We start from the raw sequence: 410 nt of genomic DNA, 5'->3' as shown, positions 1-410 counted from the left end.
TTCTTCTATATATTATCTAGTTTTGAGAGAACGATCTCTCAATTTAATAAGTCTGGTAATTAAGGCGAGAAGGTCACACCCGTTCCCATACCGAACACGGAAGTTAAGCTTCTCAGCGCCGATGGTAGTTGGGACGCGAGTCCCTGTGAGAGTAGGACGTTGCCAGGCTTTGCCCCTTTGGGGCTATTATTTTGCGAATTTTAGTATTTGGCCCCTTGGTCAAGCGGTTAAGACACCGCCCTTTCACGGCGGTAACACGGGTTCGAATCCCGTAGGGGTCACCAAAGTATCTTCACAATATCGGAAATAACCCTTTCATTAATATGGAGGATTAGCTCAGCTGGGAGAGCATCTGCCTTACAAGCAGAGGGTCGGCGGTTCGATCCCGTCATCCTCCACCATGATTTTTT

Annotated in this window: 2 tRNA genes and 1 rRNA gene; all 3 read left to right on the top strand. The window is 47.6% G+C overall.

Annotated features, from left to right (window positions below):
* Positions 1–51 precede the first annotated feature (51 nt).
* The 3 genes from rrf (at position 52) to M3226_RS31685 (ending at position 401) form a co-directional block, all read left to right on the top strand.
* Positions 52–168, top strand: a 5S ribosomal RNA gene (gene rrf / locus M3226_RS31695).
* 41 nt (positions 169–209) lie between these two features.
* Positions 210–284 (top strand) — tRNA-Glu (locus tag M3226_RS31690).
* 41 nt (positions 285–325) lie between these two features.
* Positions 326–401: transfer RNA gene (locus M3226_RS31685), tRNA-Val, on the top strand.
* Positions 402–410: the final 9 nt, after the last annotated feature.

Source organism: Neobacillus cucumis (genome assembly GCF_023715505.1).
The sequence above is the reverse complement of the archived record's forward strand: the minus strand, read 5'-3'. Positions and strand labels throughout refer to the sequence as shown.